General features: G+C 65.7%; 19 protein-coding genes and 1 pseudogene. 6 read left to right on the forward strand and 14 right to left on the reverse strand.

Annotated features, from left to right (window positions below):
- The first annotated feature begins 172 nt into the window (after positions 1–172).
- A complete protein-coding gene (locus ACO054_RS12930; protein WP_421706996.1) occupies positions 173–1,588 on the forward strand; it encodes an MATE family efflux transporter in 1,416 nt (471 codons plus the stop codon).
- Here ACO054_RS12930 and ACO054_RS12935 read toward each other — a convergent pair.
- The 8 genes from ACO054_RS12935 to ACO054_RS12970 all read right to left on the reverse strand — a co-directional run bounded on the left by ACO054_RS12935 (position 1,576) and on the right by ACO054_RS12970 (position 10,199).
- Entirely contained in the window at positions 1,576–2,112 is a 537-nt protein-coding gene (locus tag ACO054_RS12935) for a hypothetical protein (protein WP_421706997.1), read from the reverse strand. The two genes, ACO054_RS12930 and ACO054_RS12935, sit on opposite strands and share 13 nt — an antisense overlap.
- A 192-nt stretch (positions 2,113–2,304) precedes the next feature.
- Complete coding sequence (locus ACO054_RS12940) at positions 2,305–4,041, reverse strand: sensor histidine kinase (protein WP_421706998.1); 1,737 nt, start codon at positions 4,039–4,041, stop codon at positions 2,305–2,307.
- Between the two features lie 9 nt (positions 4,042–4,050).
- Positions 4,051–4,869 (reverse strand): response regulator transcription factor, encoded by an 819-nt coding sequence (locus ACO054_RS12945; protein WP_421706999.1) that lies wholly within the window; start codon positions 4,867–4,869, stop codon positions 4,051–4,053.
- A gap of 25 nt (positions 4,870–4,894) precedes the next feature.
- Positions 4,895–5,578 carry a hypothetical protein gene (locus ACO054_RS12950; protein WP_421707000.1) on the reverse strand — a complete coding sequence of 228 codons (684 nt, stop codon included), beginning with the start codon at positions 5,576–5,578 and terminating at the stop codon, positions 4,895–4,897.
- Between the two features lie 367 nt (positions 5,579–5,945).
- On the reverse strand, positions 5,946–6,785 hold the full coding sequence (locus tag ACO054_RS12955; RefSeq protein ID WP_421707001.1) for an ABC transporter permease subunit: 840 nt from the start codon (positions 6,783–6,785) through the stop codon (positions 5,946–5,948).
- Positions 6,785–7,684 carry an ABC transporter permease subunit gene (locus ACO054_RS12960; protein WP_421707002.1) on the reverse strand — a complete coding sequence of 300 codons (900 nt, stop codon included), beginning with the start codon at positions 7,682–7,684 and terminating at the stop codon, positions 6,785–6,787. Before ACO054_RS12960 ends, ACO054_RS12955 begins: the two co-directional genes overlap by 1 nt.
- Before the next feature lie 122 nt (positions 7,685–7,806).
- Positions 7,807–9,072, reverse strand: a complete 1,266-nt coding sequence (locus ACO054_RS12965; protein ID WP_421707003.1) for an ABC transporter ATP-binding protein — start codon at positions 9,070–9,072, stop codon at positions 7,807–7,809.
- 35 nt (positions 9,073–9,107) lie between these two features.
- On the reverse strand, positions 9,108–10,199 hold the full coding sequence (locus tag ACO054_RS12970; protein ID WP_421707004.1) for a polyamine ABC transporter substrate-binding protein: 1,092 nt from the start codon (positions 10,197–10,199) through the stop codon (positions 9,108–9,110).
- A gap of 416 nt (positions 10,200–10,615) precedes the next feature.
- On the opposite strand from ACO054_RS12970, the gene ACO054_RS12975 reads away from it, so the two are divergent.
- Both ACO054_RS12975 and ACO054_RS12980 read left to right on the forward strand, forming a co-directional pair.
- Positions 10,616–11,884 (forward strand): 3-deoxy-D-manno-octulosonic acid transferase, encoded by a 1,269-nt coding sequence (locus ACO054_RS12975; RefSeq protein WP_421707005.1) that lies wholly within the window; start codon positions 10,616–10,618, stop codon positions 11,882–11,884.
- Positions 11,885–11,990: 106 nt separating this feature from the next.
- Positions 11,991–12,476, forward strand: a complete 486-nt coding sequence (locus ACO054_RS12980; RefSeq protein ID WP_421707006.1) for a YbjN domain-containing protein — start codon at positions 11,991–11,993, stop codon at positions 12,474–12,476.
- Positions 12,477–12,488: 12 nt separating this feature from the next.
- Here ACO054_RS12980 and ACO054_RS12985 read toward each other — a convergent pair whose 3' ends face one another.
- Positions 12,489–13,871, reverse strand: coding sequence for a serine hydrolase domain-containing protein (locus tag ACO054_RS12985; RefSeq protein WP_421707007.1), 1,383 nt, complete (start codon positions 13,869–13,871; stop codon positions 12,489–12,491).
- A gap of 138 nt (positions 13,872–14,009) precedes the next feature.
- Positions 14,010–15,011 carry a tRNA dihydrouridine(20/20a) synthase DusA gene (gene dusA, locus ACO054_RS12990; protein WP_421707008.1) on the reverse strand — a complete coding sequence of 334 codons (1,002 nt, stop codon included), beginning with the start codon at positions 15,009–15,011 and terminating at the stop codon, positions 14,010–14,012.
- A 316-nt stretch (positions 15,012–15,327) separates the two neighbouring features.
- On the opposite strand from dusA, the gene ACO054_RS12995 reads away from it, so the two are divergent.
- On the forward strand, positions 15,328–15,747 hold the full coding sequence (locus tag ACO054_RS12995) for a hypothetical protein (protein WP_421707009.1): 420 nt from the start codon (positions 15,328–15,330) through the stop codon (positions 15,745–15,747).
- Positions 15,748–15,792: 45 nt separating this feature from the next.
- Here ACO054_RS12995 and ACO054_RS13000 read toward each other — a convergent pair.
- Together ACO054_RS13000 and ACO054_RS13005 are read right to left on the reverse strand one after the other, a co-directional pair.
- Positions 15,793–15,963, reverse strand: a pseudogene (locus ACO054_RS13000) (zinc-binding dehydrogenase); the annotation flags it as partial.
- Positions 15,924–16,175, reverse strand: a complete 252-nt coding sequence (locus ACO054_RS13005; RefSeq protein WP_421707010.1) for a hypothetical protein — start codon at positions 16,173–16,175, stop codon at positions 15,924–15,926. The pseudogene ACO054_RS13000 and the gene ACO054_RS13005, both read right to left, overlap by 40 nt.
- Before the next feature lie 51 nt (positions 16,176–16,226).
- Between ACO054_RS13005 and ACO054_RS13010 the strand changes: the two genes are divergently transcribed.
- Positions 16,227–17,426, forward strand: a complete 1,200-nt coding sequence (locus ACO054_RS13010) for an MFS transporter (RefSeq protein WP_421707011.1) — start codon at positions 16,227–16,229, stop codon at positions 17,424–17,426.
- A gap of 307 nt (positions 17,427–17,733) precedes the next feature.
- On the opposite strand, the gene ACO054_RS13015 is transcribed toward ACO054_RS13010, so the two are convergent.
- The gene (locus ACO054_RS13015; protein WP_421710362.1) at positions 17,734–18,156 is read right to left on the reverse strand and encodes a lysozyme inhibitor LprI family protein; all 423 of its coding nucleotides are present in this window, start codon (positions 18,154–18,156) and stop codon (positions 17,734–17,736) included.
- Between ACO054_RS13015 and ACO054_RS13020 the strand changes: the two genes are divergently transcribed.
- Positions 18,095–18,253: a hypothetical protein gene (locus ACO054_RS13020; protein WP_421710406.1), complete on the forward strand. Its 159-nt coding sequence runs from the start codon at positions 18,095–18,097 to the stop codon at positions 18,251–18,253. The two genes, ACO054_RS13015 and ACO054_RS13020, sit on opposite strands and share 62 nt — an antisense overlap.
- 265 nt (positions 18,254–18,518) lie before the next feature.
- Here ACO054_RS13020 and ACO054_RS13025 read toward each other — a convergent pair whose 3' ends face one another.
- Entirely contained in the window at positions 18,519–19,535 is a 1,017-nt protein-coding gene (locus ACO054_RS13025) for a zinc-dependent alcohol dehydrogenase family protein (protein WP_421707012.1), read from the reverse strand.
- Between the last annotated feature and the right edge of the window lie 45 nt (positions 19,536–19,580).

Here is a 19,580-nt window from a genome sequence, read left to right on the forward strand (position 1 = left end):
CCGCGAAGAGCTGCGACTATGCTCCCGTCACCTCCTGACACGAAACCCCCGGCACGGACAAGCGCATGTTCGACAACCGAGTCAGTTCGTCGGCGTATGAGACGGGCAACCGCCCGAAGGGCGGTCCGCGTTCCGGCGCGCGCTCTGCCGAAACATCCAGGGACTGCGCCGCTTGACCGTCAACTCCAGCCGCCCGGAGCAAGCGCAGCCGCCAGCGCCCACCGGATCCGGGCCGCCCGGTGCGCCCGAAGGAGGCTGGAACCGCCGGGTGCTAAGGATCGCCGGCCCGATCATTCTCTCCAACCTCTCCGTCCCACTGCTGGGGGCGGTCGACACAGCGGCCATGGGGCATCAGCCCGATGCGGCCTACCTGGGCGGCGTCGCGATCGGCGCGCTCTTCTTCAACTTCATCTACTGGGGCTTCGGCTTTCTGCGGATGGGCACGACCGGCTTTGCAGCCCAAGCCCACGGAGCCGGCAACCGCGACGAGCTGGGCGCCACGCTGCTACGGTCGCTGATCATCGCAGGCGCGCTGGGGCTGCTGATCATGGCACTGCAGGCGCCGCTGGCAGGGCTGGCGCTGCATCTGCTCGACCCGGGCGCGGAGGTGGCCGCGCTGGCGCGCGACTACATCGACATCCGCATCTGGGGGGCGCCGGCGACGCTGATGCTCTACGCGCTGCTTGGCTGGCAGCTCGGCGTTCAACGACCGGCGGCGGTGCTGCTGCTACAGCTTCTGCTCAACGGCAGCAACATCGCGATCACGCTGCTGCTCGTGGTCGGGCTCGGCTGGCGGATCGAGGGGGCGGCCACGGGAACGCTGATCGCCGAGTACCTGGCCCTGCTCTTCGGACTCTGGCTCGCGCGGCGTGCCTTAAGAGACCTGGCGGCGCGCGTCGACTGGCGGGCGCTGCGCGACCGTGCGCGACTGATCGCCCTGCTGCGGGTCAACCGCGATATCTTCCTGCGCACGGCCTGCCTCCAGGTCGCCTTCGCGCTCTTCGCGCGCAGCGGGGCGCAGTTCGGCGAGGCGACGCTAGCGGGCAACGCCATCCTGCTGCAGTTCCAATCCTTCCTCGCCTTCGGACTGGACGGCTTCGCCCATGCCGTGGAGGTCTTGGCCGGCAGCGCGGTCGGCGCCAGAAGCCGCCGCGCCTTTCGCAGCGCCGTGACGGTTTCCAGCCTCTGGGCGCTGGCCCTGGCTGCGATCTTCACCTTGGCCTACGCGCTGGCCGGATCGATGCTGATCGCCCTCTTCACCGACCTGCCGGAGGTTAGGGCCGCCGCAGAGGCCATGCTGCCCTGGATGATCGCCTCACCGCTGATTTCCATCTGGTCCTATCAGCTCGACGGTATCTTCATCGGCGCGACGCGGACGGCGGCAATGCGCAACGCCATGATCCTGTCGCTGATCGGGTTCGTGATCGCGGAGCGGATCATGGCGCCGGCCTTCGGTAACGACGGCCTCTGGAGCGCCCTGCTGATCTTCATTGGACTGAGAGCGGTGACGCTGGGAGCCTACTATCCGGCTCTCGAACGCAGTCTGGATGAGAAGAATGAGCCGGGGCGACCCGCTCAGGCAGCCTGAGGCAGAAGATCCACGAGGGGCGTGGCGTCGGCCGCGTCGAGCGCCATATCGAGCAGGCCGTCGGTCAGGAGATCAAGCTCCCGATGCACCATCGCCACCTTCGCCGAGGAGAGCAGGTCGTACCGCTGCTCGCTGATCAGCAGGCGCGTCAGCTCTTGGCCGATACGGGCCTCAATCACGCTCTTGCAGTTCGAACCCGCCGGACGCGGCCCGATGTAGAGGACCACAAGGCCCTGGCCGGCCCGATGCTCGGCGAGCAGCATGTCGCTGCGCAGAGTCTCAGCGAGATCCTGGCAATCCCTCGCACTGCAGGCCAGGTCCACCCGCGCAGCCGTCGCGGTCAGGCGCAGATCCGCCAGACGCTCAACCGCCCGCGTCACGGCGCCGCCGCGTCGCGACGCCAGCCCGGAACTCGAGAGAGGTGCCGGCCGGACTAGGGGGTAGCCCGGCCGGCCATTGGGGGCGTCGAGAGCGTGAGCGGCCGGTTGGGTCACGGTGGCTGGTGAAGTGACTATCCGCGCCATTTCGAGTCTTCGTCCCAAGTCTTTGGGCTCTTGGAGCGTCGGCCTGATTTGGAGGGGACCGGTCGCTCTCTCGCCGCAGGTGCAAGAGAACTGTAAAACAGGGAAACACGGCCTGGGTGTGCCAAAGGTGTGACAGCATTGCGGAGGAAGCGGTCACATAAAACTTAACGAAAAGTTAAAGTAAACAAATAGTTAATGGGCTACCGGGAGGCGCATCGTCACCTCCAATCCACCATCCCTAAGGTTGCGCGCGGAGACGTCGCCCCCCACAGCTTGAAGGTTACGGCGGACGATCCACAGGCCGATGCCCAGGTGGGCGCCCTGTGCGCCGGTCTCGCCGCCTGAAACCCCGTTGGCCCCCGATACCCCGTTGGCAGATGCGGCCTCTGCTTGCGCCTTTGCCTGAACGAGCGCATGCGCCGCGCCGTTCATTTCTCCGCGCAAGGACACGTAGCGCTCGAAAATATGCTCGAGCTGCCCTTCCGGGACGCCGGGACCGCGATCGCGGACGATCAGCTTTGCGGTATTGTCGCGCACCTCCAGAATCACGTCGATCAATTCGCCCTCGGGCGAGACCTCGACGGCATTGTCCACCACGTTCTCGATCACGGTTTCCAACAGATCTTCGCCCGCACGAACTACAACCCCGGGCTGCAAGCGGGCCGCGAACTTGAGACCACGACGCTCGTAGGCCTCGGCATAGGCACCCAGCATACGCTGAGCCATGTTCGAGAGGTCGATTTCCTGATTTGGCGGATCAAGCAGTTCAGCCGTAGTCTCCTCCAACCGTCGGGCCGAGTTGACCAGATGGTCGAGGCGGTCGATCGAGGTCTCCAGAACCTGCAACGCACGGCGGCCGCGCGTCGATTCCTCGGGGATCAGGCGATAGACCGGCTCCAGCGACTGCCGCATGATGGCAATCGGCGTCTTGAAGGCGTGGGCGTTGTCCTCCGCCGCCCGCCGGATGTCGTCGGCCGAAGCCTGCAGTGACCGCGTCAGGCGGTCGAACTCCTCCGCCACCGGCCCCAGTTCGTCGACGCGGTTGGCCGAGGCGAAGGATCCGGCATCTCGGTGCCCGGTCCGGATCTCCCGCGCCAGGCGCTGGAACCGCATGAGGTTGCGCCAGATCAGCAGGAAGACGCCGAGGGTGAGAACCGCCATGCCGCAATAGATCAAGACAGCGGTCCGAACCTCCCAGGTCTGCCAGTAGGGCTGACCGATAGAGGTTCCCAGGAAGGCGCCGGAGTTCACCGTCACGACCGCCCAGCAGCCGAGCGGCGTGGTGATCGGCGTGATCGAAGTCAGCAGCTCGATCTGGCCCTCGGGGTTGCGATGGCGCAGGGCTACCGGCATTTCGCCCTCGCAGGACTCCACGAGGTTGTCGAGCACGCCGCGCTCGATCAACTGCGTCCGCTCGGCCTGCAGGACGGCGGGCGGCACCGGCGGATCGTTGGCGACGAAGTAGAAGCCCTCGACCCCGGATTCCTGCTGCGGTTTGAACAGCACCTTGATACGGGTGTCCTCGGTGCCCAACCGGCCGACCGCCTCGGGTAGCTCGCGCAGCGGAGAGGGGTCGGTCCGCACCAGCAGAGGATTGAGGTTCTCGGCCACCAGCCGGCCCTGCTCGCGGACCGACTCCAGCAGCAGACGCTGCTTTTCAGCATCGGCCTGCTGGAAGACGTCGTACAGGATCACGGGAACGAGCGTGAAGACCAGCAGCAGAACGACCAACTTGCTGACAAGCGAGCTGACCATCCGCCGCGGGCGCTTCTCCACGCGCGGGCGCGGCTCGACCGGCGCGGAGGCAGGCCCTGGCACCCCGGAATCGCGGTCGAACGCGCCGGACCGCGCTTCCAGGTCCAGCACGTCTTGGGGATCCGTTATGACCGGGCGATCGTCGCGCCCGTCCGCCTCCGCCAGAGCTGCCATAGACCTCCTTTAGGCGAGGCTTCCGAGCGTGCTGCCGACCGAGGCTTCGCTGCTCTCGGAGGGATCACGCCAACGGTAGCCGAAACCGGGATAGTTCTCGATCTCCTCGAAGGTGTCGTCCACGTCGCGGAACTTCTTGCGGATACGCTTGATGAAGGCGCGCACGTTGGCGCGATAGCCGTCCGCGCCGTAGCCGGCCACGAAGTCCTTTCCGCGCACGAGGTCGTAGATCTGCCGATAGGTGATGTCGGCCCCGGTCCGCGCCGCCAGAAAGTGCACGATGGCGTATTCGGTCAGGGTGAGATCGACCTGATGGCCGTCCCAGAAGGCGCGGCGGATATCGGTGCGCAGCTCCAGCTTGCCGAGGCGGAAGATCTTGGCCTCGCTCTCCGACTGGGTCTGACCGCCCTGGGCCTTGGTGCCCTCGGTGATCAGCTTGAGACGCTGGAGGATAATCGAGAGGCGGCGCGACTTCTCGATGAAGTCGACGGCACCGAACTTCAGGGCCGCTTCCTCGTAGATCTGGTCGCTGAGGACCGTCAGGAAGATCACCGGCACCTCGACCCGCGCCTCGCGCAGGCGACGCAGGACCCCCAGGCCGTCCAGTACGGGCATGCGCCAGTCCAGCAACACCACGTCGGCCTCGCAGTCCTTACCCAGCAGGTAGGCCAGCGCATCCTCGCCGTTGTCGAAGTCGGCGACGTGGTAGCCCTCTTCGGAGAGGTTCAAACCGAGCGATTCCCGAAACAGATCGTCGTCGTCCACCAGAACGACGCGCTTGGCGAAACTCTCTTCAGGCAGGCTTCGCAGGGCCATGGCTTGATTCATATCTTCTTACTCCCGTCGGCAGTCTCTAGTTCGTCGACGGCGCCGCACCCGCGGTGCGCGGCACTTCGCCCGGTATGGCCGACAAGCCTGGGCGCGGCTCTTCGGCAGCGCCGGATCTTCCGTCCTCTTCGTCAGGCTGTCGGTTCTGGGCGAGCAACGCCGTGAAGCAGCGCTGCGCCGACTGATCGCTGGGGGCGGGCTCGACCACCTCATAGGCGAGCGCGCGGTATTGCTCACCCCCGACCTGAGGATAGAAGAAGATGCTCAGAACGCAGTCGGGACCATTATAGGACCAGATCTGCGCGGGCGGCTGCACCTCCTGCAGCGTCGGATTTCCCAGCAGCTCCTGCAACTGATCGAAATCCAGACCCACCAGGGTTCCGACCTCGGCCGCGGTCTCGACACCGTCGAGCGGCGCCGACACCAGCGGCGCCAGAGCCAGACCCGACGGCGGCTGTGGCCGGCGCGGCGGCAAGGGCGGCGAGCCAATGATCGCTGAGTTCGGAATGTCGGAGATCAGGGGGTCGATGTTGGAGTAGTCGCGCTCCGCCGGATCGTCATCCCCGGGTAGTCGGAAAGCGGCGCAAGCGGCCAGCAGTGGCCCGAGCAGGCACACCACGCCGGCGGTTCGGCCGACGGTCCAAAGGAGGGTGCGGCCTTCCGTCTTCGCTCTTCGCGGGCCGTGCTTCGCCATGCTTCGCCCCGTCATCTGCCCGTGTTCAATCTGCCAAGCGTTGCGTCTACAAGCGGTTACCAAAGGCTGTTTTTTTATCGGTCGTTCGGTGCCGTTCGTCGATTACCCTTCGGTCACGCGTCTCCGGGTCCAGCAACGCTGTTCTGGCCCACGTCCGCCGCCCCGCGCGCCCAGTTCTTTGCAGGGTGTCGCCGGCCAGCCGCTTTCTGTCACAAGGCCAACCGACTATTTCACACTAAAACAAATACCTCCACTGGGCGTGGCTGTTCTGTGACAAAGATAGGCAGGGCCTGCCCTTAGAGCCAGAGTTTCGCCGCATTTTGGCCTGTGACGAAAATAGGCCGGCTTGCTGGGCGAGACCGCGAGAGCCGTCCTTCGATGCCTAATCGTCCGCCTGGAATGCCCGCTGGGCGTCACGGGCGCGGGCCTTCTCCTGGCGGCTCATCAGCACACCGGCGGCGATCACGAACAACGTCACGATCAGAATCACGATGGTGGCCAGCGCGTTGATATCGGGGCTGACGCCGAGACGAACCTTCGAGAAAATTACCATCGGCAGCGTCGAGGACCCGGGGCCGGAGACGAAACTGGCGATTACCAGATCGTCGAGCGAGAGGGTGAAGGCCAGCAACCAACCGGAGATCAAGGCCGGCGCGATGATCGGCAAGGTAATCACCAGGAAGACCTTGGCCGGGCGCGCGCCCAGGTCCATCGCCGCCTCTTCGACCGACTCGTCGAGACCGGACAGCCGCGACTGCACGATCACCGCGACATAGGCCATGCAGAAGGTGATGTGAGCGATGGTGATGGTGTCCATGCCCCGTCCGGACGGCCAGCCGATCAGTTGCTCAGCACTGACGAAGAGCAGCAGGAGCGACAGGCCGGTGATCACCTCCGGCATCACCAGCGGCGCCGAAACCATGCCAGAGAACAGCAAGCGGCCCCGGAAACGCCCGAAGCGCGCCAGCAGAAGCCCCGCCAGCGTGCCGAGTAATACGGCGGCGGTGGCCGTCACCACGCCGATCTGCAGCGACAGCAGCGCCGCCTCTAGCACCTGCTCGTCGCGCAGCAGTTCGCCGTACCAACGGGTGGAGAAGCCGCCCCAGACCGTCACCAACCGCGAATCGTTGAAGGAGTAGACGATCAGCGACAGGATCGGACCGTAGAGGAAGGCGAAACCGAAACACATGGCCGTCAGCAGGAAGGTCGAGCGGCGGCGCATCAGGCCCGCTCCCCCTGCTTCATCTGATAGCGCTGAAAGATCATGATCGGCACCACCAGCAGCAGAAGCATGGCGATCGCGACGGCCGAGGCGACCGGCCAGTCGCGGTTGGAGAAGAACTCGTTCCAGAGCACGCGGCCGATCATCAGGGTGTCGGGGCCACCCAGCAGGGCGGGGATCACGAACTCACCGACTGCCGGGATGAAGACCAGCAGGCAGCCCGCCACGATGCCGGGCAGCGACAGCGGCAGCGTCACCGTCAGGAAGGTCTTCCAGGGCCGGCAGCCCAGGTCGGCCGAGGCCTCCAGCAGCGAGGGGTCGAGCCGCTCCAGGTTCGCGTAGAGCGGCAGCACCATGAAGGGCAGGTAGGAGTAGACGATCCCGATGTAGACCGAGACATCGCTGTAGAGCAGCGGCAGCGGCTGATCGATCACACCCAGCCATAGCAGCAGGTTGTTGATCAGCCCGTTGTCCCGAAGGATGCCGATCCAGGCATAGACGCGCAGCAGGAACGACGTCCAGAAGGGCAGAATGATCAGCAGCAGCAGCACGTTGCGCCAGGCCGGGCTGGAGCGCGCGATGCCGTAGGCCATGGGGTAGCCGATCAGCAGCGCGATCAGCGTCGAAATCGCTGCGATCTTCACCGAGTTGAGGTAGGCGACGACGTAGAGCGAGTCGGTCAGCAGGAAGAGATAGTTCCCGAAATTGACCGTGACTTGGTAGAGGCCATAGCCGAGGTCCTCGAGCAGCTTGAAGGGCGGCCGCGCGATCGCCGCCTCTGACAGCGAAATGGCGAAGACGATCACGAAAGGCAGCAGAAAGAAGACCGCCAACCAGACGTAGGGGACGGCGATCACCAGGCCGCGCCCGGCTCGTCCGCCCAGATGTCGCGAGATCACCGCGAGACGGCTGCGGCCGGTTGCGCGACTTGGCGACGAGAGACCAGGGGACGACAGACTAGGGGACGGACGACCTCCAGACGGGGCGGCGGACTCGGCCATCGCTTATATCGTCCCCGCCGTCAGCTGGTCAGGATCACGCCGGCGGCGGTGTCCCAGGTCAGGACGACCTGATCGTCCCAATCGACGTCGCGCCGCGCGGAGCGAGTGCGGTTCGGCGCGGTCGCCTCGATCACCCGGCCATTGGTCTGGCGCACGCGATAGATCGTCTCGCTGCCGAGGTAGCCCAGGCCCTCCACGACGCCGCGCGCCCTGTTCTCCGGCGGCAGCTCCTCCCCGGAACCGGACCTGATGTCGATCTTCTCCGGCCGGATGGCAACCCAGACCTTCTGCCCCTCCTGGACGGAGTAGCCGTGATCGATCTGCAGTTCGCCCTCCAGCTCCGGACAGACGACCGCGACGAAGTCGTCGGTCTCGTAGCTGACGCGGCCCTCGAAGAGGTTGATCGAGCCGATGAAGTCCGCGACGAAGCGGTTGCCCGGAAACTCGTAGATCTCGCTGGCGGTGCCCACCTGCGCGATGCGGCCCTGGTTCATCACCGCGATCCGGGTCGAAAGGGTCATGGCCTCCTCCTGATCGTGGGTCACGACCACGAAGGTGATGCCGACCTCGTCCTGAATGTTCATCAGCTCGAACTGGGTCTGCTCGCGCAACTTCTTGTCGAGCGCACCCAGGGGTTCGTCGAGCAGCAGCACCTTGGGGCGCTTGACCAGGGAGCGGGCCAGGGCGACACGCTGGCGCTGGCCGCCGGAGAGCTGATGCGGTTTACGTTCGGCAAAGTCGGACAGCTGTACGAGCTGCAGCGCCTCTGCCACCCTGTCCTTGATCTCGCCGCGCGGCAGCCGCTCCTGCTTGAGGCCGAAGGCCACGTTGCGCTCCACCGTCATATGCGGAAAGAGCGCGTAGGACTGGAACATCATGTTGACGGGGCGGTCGTAGGGGGCGATGCCCGCCATGTCCGCCCCGTCGATCAGAATCTGCCCGTCGCTCGGCCCCTCGAAGCCGGCCAACATGCGCAGCAGGGTGGACTTGCCGCAGCCCGACGCCCCCAGCAGGCAGAAGAGTTCCCCCCGGAAGATCTGAAGATCGACGTCGTCGACCGCGACGAAGTCGCCGAACTTCTTGGTCACGCCGCGAATCTCGATGAAGGGAACCGCCGAGGGATCGCGCCAGGGTTCGTCCGACAGATCCGCCGCAGGGCGACGCCCCGGAGGCTGGGTTTGTCCGCCGGCTTTCCCACCGGCGTGTTTCCCACCGGCGTGTTTCCCACCGGCGTGTTTCCCACCGGCGTGTTCCCCTGGGGCGGTCGCCTCGCGCGTCTGGTTCATCGGGCGTTCCGCCGGGTTCGGATCGACCGCGCGGACTAGCGCCCGGTCTTCACCCGGGTCCAGGCGCGGGTCTCCAGCCGCTTGTAGCGCGGGCTCTTGATGGCCGCGGCGAACAGCTTCTCCTGCACCGCCTCGTCCGGGAAGATCGCCGGATCGGTCCTGACTTCCTCATCGACCATCTCGAGAGACTCGGGAACGGCGTTTGCGTACCAGACGTAGTTGGTGATGCCGGCCATGTTCTCCGGCTCCAGCACGAAGTCGATCCACTTGTGGGCATTCTCGGCGTTGGGCGCGTCGGCGGGAATCGCCAGCATGTCGAACCACACCAGGGTGCCCTCCTCTGGGATGATGTACTGGATCTCGACGCCGTTGCCGGCCTCCTCCGCGCGCGCCGCCGCGATGAAGACGTCGCCCGAGAAGCCCATGGCGACGCAGACGTCGCCGTTGGCCAGATCGTTGATGTACTGAGAGGAGTGGAAGTAGCGGACATGGGGGCGGATCTGGTCGAAATGGGCCGTCACCTCGTCCAGGATCGCCGGATCCTCGTGATGGGGGTCATGGCCCAGGTAGTTGGCCAGGATGTCCATCACCTCGTCGGCCGAGTCCAGGATGGTCACGCCGCAGGAGCTGAGCTTGGCGACGGTCTCCGGATCGAACAGCAGGTCGTAGGAGTTCGGCACCTCGCCGAGAATCTCGGTGACCTTCTCGACATTCACGCCGATGCCGTTGGTGCCCCACTGGTAGATCGCGCCGTAGAGGTTGTCTGGGTCGGCGGACTGCACGCGCTCCATCAGCGCGGGATCCAGGTTCGCCAGATTGGGGATCTGCGCCTTGTCGAGCTGCTGCAGCGCGCCGGCCTGAATCTGCCGCGCCAGGAAGGGCAATGCGGTCGGCACCACGATGTCGTAGCCGGAGTTGCCGGCCAGCAGCTTGGCCTCGACCACCTCGTTGTTGTCGTAGACGTCGTAGGTGACCTCGATCCCGGTCGCGGCCTCGAAATCGGCGATGGTGGTCTCGCCGATATAGTCGGACCAGTTGTAGATGTTCAGCTGCCCCTCGGCCTTGGCGGCGCCGGCCATCAGCGCCAGACCGGAGACGAGCAACAGCGTTCTTTTGGCGATCTTCACCGTTCCCAACTCCCGTATGTGAGCCTCAGCGCGGCGGCTCGTTCGACGACCGCTCGCTTGCATTTGTCGGCGGCCATTCAGCACGGCGGCAGGGTCCCTTGTCAATCGCACCGCAGCGCAGCACGAACCCGCGAAACGGCCCGGCTGGAAGACCGATCCGCAAGAGATCACTCCGGCGGGATCGCCCCGGCGGGATCGCTTCCACGAGACTGCTCCGGCACCGGCCAGCCTTGGCTCGGTCCGGCGGCGGCAGGTCGCCAGGACCGACGCTCTGGTCTACACCGGTAACGGGCCTTAGAAAGGCTTCGTAAACCCAGTTCGCATTAGACCCGAATCCGGACCGCTTCGGACTCGGATTTCCGACCCACCCCTTTACCCCGGTGCCAGCCGTCGCACCGCCGGACAGCCGTCTCGCGATGCTTGCAACCGCCGCTTTCACACTCTACCGCTGGGCCTTTCGCCTCGCCCGTCCCTATCTGCGCTGGGTGATGCTGCGCCGCGCCGGCGCCGGCCGCGAAGAGGCGGCGCGCCTGGGCGAGCGCTGGGGCCGCAGCGAGCAACCCCGGCCGCCAGGCGACGTGATCTGGATCCACGCCGCCAGCGTCGGCGAGACCGTCTCCGTCGTCCCGCTGATCGAGCGGTTGCGACGGGACCGGCCGGAAGCCTCCGTCCTGCTGACAACCGTGACCACCACGGCGGCACGGCGCGCCGTCGTCCTGCTGCCAAGTGGCGCCATTCATCAATACCTCCCCCTAGACGACCCCGGGGCCGTCAGACGCTTCTTCAATCACTGGCGTCCGGCCGCCGGCATCCTGGTCGAGTCCGAGATCTGGCCGACCCTGATCCGCACCGCCAAGGCGCGCGGCCTGCCCCTGGCTCTGATCAACGGCCGCATCTCGAGCCGCTCGGCCCGGACCTGGTCCTACGCCGCGCCCTTGATCCGCGACCTGCTGAACAGCTTCGAGGTCGTCCTTGCGCAAACGCCCGCGGACGCCAAACGGTTGGGCCGACTGAGCGACCGCCCCGTCGCCTGTCTGGGCAATCTGAAGTTCGCGGGACCACCCCTGCCGGTCGACGTCAAGGACCTGGAACGGCTGCGGCAAGGTCTCTCCGGGCGGCCGATCTGGCTCGCCGCCTCGACCCATCCGGGCGAGGAAACGGCGGTGCTGGCCGCGCACCGCACCCTGGCCCCGGAGCATCCGGGCCTGCTAACCGTGATCGTGCCCCGCCATCCGGATCGCGGCGACGAGGTCGCGGCCGAGGCCGAGGGCCTCTCGGTCCAGCGGCGCAGCGAGGGCGATCCGGCGGCGACGACACAGATTTACATCGCGGATACCCTCGGCGAACTCGGCCTCTGGTACCGCCTCAGCCCCATCGCCTTCGTCGGCGGCTCCCTGGTCGAGCGGGGCGGTCAAAATCCTCTGGAGGCTGCACGCCTCGGTTGCGCCCTGCTGTTCGGGCCGCACGGGGAAAACAACGCAGCAGCCGTCGCAGGGCTGACACGGGTCGGCGCGCTGGAGCAGGTCGAGACTGCCGAGCAGCTGGCCGCCGCGCTCGCCAGGCTGCTCCGGGACAGGGAACTGCGCGAGGCCCGCAGCGCGGCCGGCCTGACCTTCACGCAGGCCCAGGCGCACATCGTCGAGGACGTCCTGACAGCCCTGGAGCCGCTTTTCCGGAAGATCTGATCTCCCGAGAGGATCCAGCGGCGCCGGCCTACGCTTCCGTCCTCGGCGCGGAGAATGCACAATCCGCGCTGGTACAACGCCTGCGAGGAAATAGGGGGACCTGAAGATGCGGCGTCTACTTTTCTTCATCGCGATAGCCTGGCCGCTATCGACGGCGACCAGCCTCGCCGAACAACCAGTCGCATCGATCTATACGGAGATCTCCGGCGATCAGCTCGCCACGATCCTGATGGACGAAGGCTACAGGGCAAAGATCGGCCGCGACGATCATGGCGACCCGTTCATCGAGTCGTCGGTCGGGGGCACAGCCTTCCAGATCATCTTCTACAACTGCGACCTGGGCTCCGAGGGTTTCTGCGAGGACATCATGTTCCGCGCTGCCTACAGCCTGCCGGCCGGGGTGGATCTGGAGACGATCAACGCCTGGAACGCGGACAAGCGCTTCAGCCGGGCCTGGCGCGATGCCGAAAGCGACCCAATCCTGGAAACGGATCTGGACTTCGTCGGCGGCATCACGCGCGAACGCATCGTCACCAGCCTGAGCGTCTGGGAAAGCTCGGTCGCCCTGTTCGAGGACCACATCGGCTGGTAGAGCGAGCGGAGGTCAGGTCTTCCTGGTCTGTCGCCGCAGGTCGCGCGTCATCGCGGCCTCGCTCAACAACTGCCCGCCGCCGATCCAGACCTCACGGACGTCTCCGTCCGGGTCGCGCAGCAGGCGCGCGCCCTCGCCGGGGCTCTGCAGCCCGCCGGCCAGACGGATGCGCCCCTTGTCCGGCCCCGTCACCGCGATCTCGCTGGCGTCCAGGAAGGGATTGATCCCGGCCGGCGTGGCGATCTTCACGTGATCCTTCATCGCCACCAGATCGCAAGCGCCCCAGAGGCTCCACCAGCGGCCGCTCCAGCCCTGCGTCTTCTTGGAGGGACCGCCGTGCGCGGCGAAGGTCCGCAGGATCTGCACTGCGCCGCCGGCCCAGAGGTTGGCCAACCCGTCGACCGCGTTGGTGCAGACCGACAGGCAGAGGTCGCGGCCCGGCAGGACCAGCGTGCAGCTGATGGTGCCGGGAAAGGAGCCGCTGTGGCCGAACCACTCCCAATCGCCGACCTTGCCGCGCAGGATCCCGAGACCGTAGGACCGCTCGATGCTGGAGTAGGGATCGCGCCAAAGCGCGTGCACCATCTCCCGCCGGCTGGCCGGCGACAGCAGGCTGTCGGTCGCCGCCGGATCGAGAGAGGCGAAAAAGCGGGCCAGATCGGCGGCGGTCGAGACGAAGCCGCCGGCCGCCGCGAAGCTCCTGGTCTCTGCCTCGTTCGGCACCACGACGCGCCGGCCGAGCGGCAGCTTGCCGCTGTGTCCCCGGGCGAAGGGCAGAGACTTGGCGGGCGGCCCGTCGGGTTCGGTCTCTTCAAGGCCCGCCGACCGGATGACCTCACGGCGGATCCAGTCGACGTAGCTCTCGCCCGTGACCGCCTCGATCACCAGGCCGAGCAGGGCATAGCCATGGTTCGAATACTTTAGCTGCGTGCTGCCCTCGATCACCGGCGGTTTGGACAGGGCGGCGCGCAGGGCCTTGCGGGTCGGAAAGACGCGCCGGTTCATCCAGTGACCGGAGTCGTCGCCGTCGCGGACCAGACCGGCGCTGTGCGAGAGCAACTGCATCAGCGTGGCCTCCGCCACCTTGGGGTGAAGTCCCTGCACGTAGTCGCCGACCGGGTCGTCCAGACGCAGCTTGCCGGCCTCGCGCAGGATTAGGATCCCGCAGGCCGTGAAGGTCTTGGAGTGAGAAGCGGCGCGGAAGCGATGGCGGGGCGTCAGCGCACCCTTCTTCGTGAGATCGGCTTGGCCGAAGGCCCGCTCCCAGATCACATCGCCCTTGTGGGCGACCGCAATCGAGCAACCCGGCTGTTCCGTCGTGCGCATCTGGTACTCCAACCACTGCGGCAGGTAGTCCAGGGCAGCCGGCAGCCATGCGGGCAGGGTTTGCGCCATTTCGTCCGCTCTTTCGTTCCGGGAAGGAAAAGGGAGGTCACCGAAGTCCGAAGACGCAATGCTACAGCGCCCACGAACGATCGGCAAAGACATCGCGGCAGGTGAAACCCACGGCCAAAAGAGAAAGCCGAAAAGCGCTCAGGCGGCCAAGCGGCGCGCCAGGGCCTCGGCGACTGGGGCATAGGCGAGATCGAGGATCTCCGGCCCCGCATCGGGCGCGCGCATGCGCTCGCTCAGTTCGCGCCGCCAGGCCCGCGCACCCGGCAGGCCATTGAAGAGGCCGAGCAGATGGCGGGCAACGGCTTTGGCCGGCACGCCGTCCTCTCGCTGCCGCGCCAGATAGGCCTTCATTCGCTCCAGCACCGCCTCGCGGGTCGTCTCCGAACCATCGTCCTCGAAGAAGCGCCGGTCGACCTGGGTCAGGATCCAAGGGTCCTGATAGGCGGCCCGGCCCAGCATGACGCCGTCCACGTAAGCGAGCTGCGCCTCGGCCTGGTCCAGATCGGTCAGGCCGCCGTTCAGCACCACCGTCAGATCCGGCCGCTCCTGCTTCAGGCGGTGCACCAGCTCGTAGCGCAGCGGCGGGATCTCTCGGTTCTCTTTGGGGCTCAATCCCTGCAGCCAGGCCTTGCGGGCGTGCACGATGAAGGTCTGAGCCCCGCCCTCTCCGGCCACCACCTCGACGAAACTGCGGAAGTCGGCGTAGTCGTCCTGATCGTCGATGCCGATGCGGCACTTCACCGTGACCGGCAGCCGCGTCGCCGCGCGCATCGCCGCGATGCAGCGCGCCACCAGCGCCGGCTCGGCCATCAGGCAGGCGCCGAAGCGGCCGTTCTGCACCCGATCGCTGGGACAACCGACGTTCAGGTTCACCTCGTCGTAGCCCCAGTCCTCGGCCAGCCGCGCACAGTCGGCCAAGGCCGCCGGATCGCTGCCGCCAAGCTGCAACGCCAGAGGATGCTCGGCCGGATCGAAGGCGAGAAAGCGCGCCGCCTGCCCATGCAGCAGCGCACCGGTCGTCACCATCTCCGTATAGAGCCGCGCCCGCCGCGAGATGAGCCGCAGGAAGTACCGGTCGTGCCGGTCCGTCCAGTCCATCATCGGGGCGACGGAGAGTCTGTGGGGCTGGGCTGTCGTCATGTCTCGCTTGTCTTGGTGCGCCAGAAGGCAAACCACATAGCGTCTTTGAAGGCCGATGAACAGGTGGCCCACCTGCGCGTGCGGGCTTCGGTCTGCCTTGTAAGCTTGCGCGTGGACTAACGGTTTCCGCGCGCGGGAGGCGAAGTCCCAGTGGGAGCCTTTCTCAAACAACTTGGTTCAATCCGTCAGGCTCGAGAGTTAGCGAAACCTTCACACTGTCGTTGTCCCTTTAGAGCCGTCGATCCCAAGGCGGCGAAGACGGTGCTGTGGGCCTCGAGCAGCGCAAACTGAACCGATATCTCTGGAGTCATGTTTCATGCGCCGATCCTCGGCGAAAATCGCAGCGGTTCTTACTCTGGTTGCGCTGAGTGGTTGCGCGACCGAAACCAGTGGCGACCAGGAACCGCTCGGCAGCGCGCAGTTCTTCGAAACAGTGCAGCTGGACGGCTACCGCTACTTTGTAAGCGTTCAGCTGAGCAACCCGCCCGACGACACTGTGCGCATGGCTGTCGTTCTGAGCCGGCTTCATGAAACGCGACCGGAAGACCCCGAAAAGGCGCGGATCGACGCCGGCACGCTCTTGGCACGGCGTGTTTGCGAAACGGACCCGGAAGTCCTGTGGGACCTCGTTTACCAGAACGTCACCATGATCGACTTCGGCTGCCAATATCGGATCGACCTGCGATCAGGCATGCGCTTCACTCCGCGAGGTCACACCTTCGAGTTTCCCTCTTGATCGTCTTCCGCGCCCAAGGCTCGTAACAGCTGTCGCAAGCTCCCCTCACTTCACGGTGATCGCGATCTTACCGAAGTGGCGGCCGCTTTCCAGGTGGGCCAGGGCGGCGGAGGCGTCCTCGAAATCGAAAACCTTGTCGACGACCGGCTGCAGGCGATGCGAGGCAATGGCGGCGTTCATGTCGCGGACGTGGGCGAAACTGCCGAGGTAAGTACATCGATCTTGATGTTCTTGCTGAAGATCAGACCAGTGGCGACCTGTTCGGCCACGCCGGAAGCTCGCCCATCAGCAAGATGGAGCCGCCGTAGTGAAGAAACTGTAGGATCCTGATCAGGATGCCGAGACAGTCGCGCCATGGCGGTCCAATCTTCGGTCTCCCGGTCCTCGATGGTCTCGTCGGCGCGTCCAATAGAGGGGGTCGTCTCCATGATACTCTTTACGCTCGGGTTGGCCCTTGCCGCCTTCGGACGTCCGGTCGCATGAGAGCAGAGCGCGCCAGCGTCGTTGCGCTATCGCTCGCGATGGTTTTTTTCCTGTTCGAGTTCGTTGCGCGGATCGAGCCGGGCCTCGCTATCGCCGAGATCGCAGCCGACTTCTCGCTCTCCAATGCGTCCGCCGGGACGCTCGCGAGCTTGTTCTTCTGGGTTTATGCGCCGATGCAGCTGGTCGTCGGTGTTCTGCTCGACCGCTATGGCGCTCGCCCACTGATCGTTCCGGCTATAGCCCTCTGTTCAAGCGGCGTGCTGCTCGTCGGATCAACAGACCTGGTCTGGCTTGCGGCTCTTGGGCGGATTGCGACGGGTTTGGGGGCATCCTTTGCGTTTGTCAGTGCTCTTTATGTCGTGAACCATCAGTTTGCCCCGAGCCGCTTCGCGCTTCTGTCCGGCTTGGTGACTACCGTTGGCATGCTCGGGACCGCGGTCGGCGCCATTCTGCTGACCGACCTGATCGCCGCGACGAGCTGGCGGGCTGTGTTCATAGGTACCGGGGCTGCGGGACTGATCCTGACCGGTCTTGCCGTCATCGGTTTCAAGGAACCGAAGCAGTCGGCCTCGCCACAGACTGGAGGACCGGCGCTGTCCGGCTTGGGGGAGATCCTTGCGAACCGGCGCGTCTGGATCATCGGGCTGGTCAGCGCGCTCTACTACATGCCGGTCAACGTCTTTGGAGGGCTCTGGGGACAACGCGACCTGGTGGTCGACCACGGCCTCGATCCGGTTTCGGCCGAGGTTGCCGTCTCGATGATCTTCCTGGGCATGGCCGTAGGAAGTCTGGCCGCCGGTGCACTTTCGGACAGCATTGGGCATCGGAAGTGGATCATCTTCTCGAATGCCACGCTCTGCGCCGCTGCCTATGGCGCGGCCATCTACATCGACACGTCCTCCCCTTTTCTGCTGGCAGGCCTTCTCCTCCTTGCAGGCCTCCTCAGTGGGGCACAGATGTTGACCTTCGCGATGGCCAAGGAAGCCTTCGCCACCACGCAAGCCGGCAAGGTTATCGCCTTCGTGAACATGGTCGGAATCGCCGCTGCGGTCGTTTTTCAGCCCTTGATAGGCGGCCTCATCGACATGACCGGCGAGAACTATCGCCTCGCGATGTCCGCGATCCCGATCTGTGCGCTCCTAGCCGCGCTGCTGATTGTCTTGGTTCCCGAGCAACGTCACGTGGATCATTGCTAGGCAGATCCGCAAGACAGCACGCTCCGAGTCCTTGACGCTTGGCCCAGACGCGCCCAATCCGATGATATCGTCCTGTGTCTCATACCCATGCCAGCCAAGGAACGCGTCCTCGCGGAGGTTGCGCGAGGTGCTGGCCGGAAGGCGGTGATCGGCGCAGGAGGAAAATCAGATGGCGTCGAGCACGACCTCAAGGCGCTGATCGTAGATCCAACAGCCGATGATCCGTTCGGACCTCGTGCCTCAACAGAGGGATTTGATCGCACGCGTAAGAAGCCCGGCACAAAACCAGGATCGAACAGGCCGTGCGTTATGGCAGTGACGCCATGAGTTCGGCAATCCGCGCACGGGTAAGCGCGACGTGGCAAGCGCCTTCGGCAATTCCGCTGCCGGAGCCGCCGCCAAAGAGAGTGGCTCTATAGCGACACTGTGCGTCTCGATAGGCGACCCACGCCCCTTGCGACTTCTCTAGGGCCGGCAGAGCAACGTCCCGTCCAGTCACGCCATCAAGTTCGACGGCCGCGTCCCGCGCAAAGCCAAGCGCCTGGTCGAGAGCCAAACCGACGATGTTCACCTGCGCCGATACGCAAGATGCAATTTCCACTTGGCTAGAGACCTGCACACCACATTCCAGAGCGGTGTCCGCAGCCGAGGGTGTAAGAGGCAATATCGTGAGAACTGACGCTATCAGCCCAATCCTGCGCATGCCGGCCCCGCTCATGTATGTCTCCATCGGTCTAGACGAGCTCTGGCTCGCCTTGCCCAGCAAACTGGAACCGCCGTTCGCGATTGCCAGTGCCGCCATCGGCTCGATAGATAGCATGCGCTAGAGTGGTTGCTGGGTGATTTGAACCTGTGGCGTGACTGCTTTTGTCCCGATTTTGCCTCAATGGATTTCTTGATCTCTCCCAGCGCACAGGTAGCGTCTCAAATATCGGAGTTTTCACCGCCCTCCATCGTGGGAGCGACAGGGAAGCGGACATTCGAAACATGCCGGATCTCGTTTCGAGCGGTCCGCATCACCGGTAACCGCCCAGGGAGACTCTAAGGCGCCCAGTGGTTGGGGTCGTGGACTACCTGGGCCAAGGCACAGCCTCACCCCACCGCGATCGCGATCTTGCCGAAGTGGCGGCCGCTTTCCAGGTGGGCCAGGGCAGCGGGGGCGTCCTCGAAATCGAAGACCTTGTCGACGACCGGCTGCAGGCGGTGGAGGGCGATGGCGGCGTTCATGTCGCGGAAGTGGGCGACGCTGCCGACGTAGGTGCCCTGGATCTTGATGTTCTTGCTGAGGATCAGGCCGGTGGCGACCTGGTCGGCCACGCCGGTCAGCACGCCCATCAGGGAGATCGAGCCGCCGTGGCGCAGGGACTGCAGTGTCTTGGTCAGGGTGCCGGGGCCACCGACCTCGACGGCGTGGTCGACGCCGCGACCGTCGGTCAGCTCCAGCACCTTTTCCGGCCAGTCCTCGGTCGTGCGGTAGTTGATGGCCTCATCCGCGCCCAGGTCCCGGGCGCGCGCCAGCTTCGCGTCGTCAGAGCTGGTGATGATCACCCGCGCGCCGGCCAGCTTGGCGAACTGCAGCGCGAAGATGGAGACGCCGCCGGTGCCGAGCAGCAGGACGGTCTGGCCGGGGCGCAGGTTGCCACCGACGAACTGCGCGTACCAGGCGGTCACGCCGGCGCAGGGCAGGGTCGCCGCCTGCGCGAAGGAGAGGTGCTCCGGGATCTTCACCACGCCGTGGGCCGGCAGCACGACCTGTTCCGCCAGCATGCCGTCGACGGCGCCGCCCAACGAGCCGGCCTGCAGCTCGGGCGTCAGCACGCCGGCGGTGAAGTCCGGCATGAAGGCGCCGGCCACCCGGTCGCCGACGGCCAGGCCGTGCACCCCGGCGCCGACCGCCGAGATCATTCCGGCGCCGTCGGACAGCGGCACCACGCCACTGGCCCGGCCGCTGGAGGCGTAGCTGCCCTTCACCACCAGCAGGTCGCGGTAGTTCAGGGAACAGGCCTTCACGTCGATCACGACCTGCCCCGCGCCGGCCTGCGGGGCTGGCCGCTCCGTAATCGCGAGGGCCTTCACGTCGTTTCCGTCGATCAACTGGTAGGCACGCATCGGGGGACTCCTTGGATCGCGCGTCGGTGGAACGACGCGACGGTT

Origin of the sequence: Algihabitans sp. (assembly GCF_965226985.1) — a bacterium.
GTDB lineage: Bacteria > Pseudomonadota > Alphaproteobacteria > Kiloniellales > DSM-21159 > Algihabitans.

What these genes read in the sequence shown, in the direction of transcription:
- ACO054_RS12935 (WP_421706997.1), bottom strand. Translation starts at nt 2,112, where the DNA reads ATGGCGCGGATAGTCACTTCACCAGCCACCGTGACCCAACCGGCCGCT.
- ACO054_RS12940 (WP_421706998.1), bottom strand. Translation starts at nt 4,041, where the DNA reads ATGGCAGCTCTGGCGGAGGCGGACGGGCGCGACGATCGCCCGGTCATA.
- ACO054_RS12945 (WP_421706999.1), bottom strand. Translation starts at nt 4,869, where the DNA reads ATGAATCAAGCCATGGCCCTGCGAAGCCTGCCTGAAGAGAGTTTCGCC.
- ACO054_RS12950 (WP_421707000.1), bottom strand. Translation starts at nt 5,578, where the DNA reads ATGACGGGGCGAAGCATGGCGAAGCACGGCCCGCGAAGAGCGAAGACG.
- ACO054_RS12955 (WP_421707001.1), bottom strand. Translation starts at nt 6,785, where the DNA reads ATGCGCCGCCGCTCGACCTTCCTGCTGACGGCCATGTGTTTCGGTTTC.
- ACO054_RS12965 (WP_421707003.1), bottom strand. Translation starts at nt 9,072, where the DNA reads ATGAACCAGACGCGCGAGGCGACCGCCCCAGGGGAACACGCCGGTGGG.
- ACO054_RS12975 (WP_421707005.1), top strand. Translation starts at nt 10,616, where the DNA reads ATGCTTGCAACCGCCGCTTTCACACTCTACCGCTGGGCCTTTCGCCTC.
- ACO054_RS12980 (WP_421707006.1), top strand. Translation starts at nt 11,991, where the DNA reads ATGCGGCGTCTACTTTTCTTCATCGCGATAGCCTGGCCGCTATCGACG.
- ACO054_RS12985 (WP_421707007.1), bottom strand. Translation starts at nt 13,871, where the DNA reads ATGGCGCAAACCCTGCCCGCATGGCTGCCGGCTGCCCTGGACTACCTG.
- dusA (WP_421707008.1), bottom strand. Translation starts at nt 15,011, where the DNA reads ATGACGACAGCCCAGCCCCACAGACTCTCCGTCGCCCCGATGATGGAC.
- ACO054_RS12995 (WP_421707009.1), top strand. Translation starts at nt 15,328, where the DNA reads ATGCGCCGATCCTCGGCGAAAATCGCAGCGGTTCTTACTCTGGTTGCG.
- ACO054_RS13005 (WP_421707010.1), bottom strand. Translation starts at nt 16,175, where the DNA reads ATGGAGACGACCCCCTCTATTGGACGCGCCGACGAGACCATCGAGGAC.
- ACO054_RS13010 (WP_421707011.1), top strand. Translation starts at nt 16,227, where the DNA reads ATGAGAGCAGAGCGCGCCAGCGTCGTTGCGCTATCGCTCGCGATGGTT.
- ACO054_RS13015 (WP_421710362.1), bottom strand. Translation starts at nt 18,156, where the DNA reads ATGGAGACATACATGAGCGGGGCCGGCATGCGCAGGATTGGGCTGATA.
- ACO054_RS13025 (WP_421707012.1), bottom strand. Translation starts at nt 19,535, where the DNA reads ATGCGTGCCTACCAGTTGATCGACGGAAACGACGTGAAGGCCCTCGCG.